Below are 252 nucleotides of genomic sequence, written 5' to 3'. Positions count from 1 at the left end.
AATCGTTATCGCTTGTGGGCAGAGATCAGACAGCTGAGTCATGGCTTACTAGTAGTATTTTATATAATGCTCATCCTGCAGCTACCGCAAAAATTCGAATTCCATTTAGCATGGCAGACAACAGATTGGTTGTTATTTACTGGCCTAATCATTGGTGGGTTGGTCATCGGACAGTTGTGGTTAAAGACGTGGTACGAGTATTCAGAATTGTCACGCTACGATGGCGCGAGCTGGTTAGGCGCTGGCATTTTA

The 252-nt window shown here is 44.4% G+C and carries 1 protein-coding gene; it reads left to right on the top strand.

All coding sequences use genetic code 11. The annotated features are described in order from the left end of the window. Positions 1-252, top strand: a 252-nt coding sequence (locus AAEY83_RS17090; protein ID WP_351061048.1) for a hypothetical protein, incomplete at both ends; no start/stop codon positions are given.

The sequence above is a fragment of the Psychrobacter sp. TB20-MNA-CIBAN-0197 genome (assembly GCF_040309765.1).
Taxonomy (GTDB): domain Bacteria; phylum Pseudomonadota; class Gammaproteobacteria; order Pseudomonadales; family Moraxellaceae; genus Psychrobacter; species Psychrobacter submarinus.
Note: the sequence above shows the minus strand (reverse complement) of the source record. Positions and strands in the feature narration are given on the sequence as shown.